1 protein-coding gene is annotated in these 201 nt (G+C 66.2%); it reads right to left on the bottom strand.

Annotation, left to right across the window (positions count from 1 at the left end):
• Positions 1 to 201 (bottom strand): transposase (locus IF89_RS0137450; RefSeq protein WP_030778644.1); only part of this gene is annotated, 201 nt, incomplete at both ends.

Genomic DNA, 201 nt, shown 5'->3' with positions numbered 1-201 from the left:
GCCGCGAACGCGGTGAGGTCGTCCTTGGCCTCCAGCAGCATCTGTTTGACCTTCGGGAACTGGGTGCCGAGCATGTCGGCGACGGTGTCGAGCTGAGCGCGGACCGCGTCGGCATCGGGCTGGGCAAAGATCGTGCGGATCGTCGCGGCGACCATCTGGGCCGCGTCCTTGCTGATCACACCGAGCACATTGCGCAGGAAG

Source organism: Streptomyces sp. NRRL F-2664 (assembly GCF_000719345.1).
In the GTDB taxonomy this organism is placed as follows: domain Bacteria; phylum Actinomycetota; class Actinomycetes; order Streptomycetales; family Streptomycetaceae; genus Streptomyces.
Note: the sequence above shows the minus strand (reverse complement) of the source record. Positions and strands in the feature narration are given on the sequence as shown.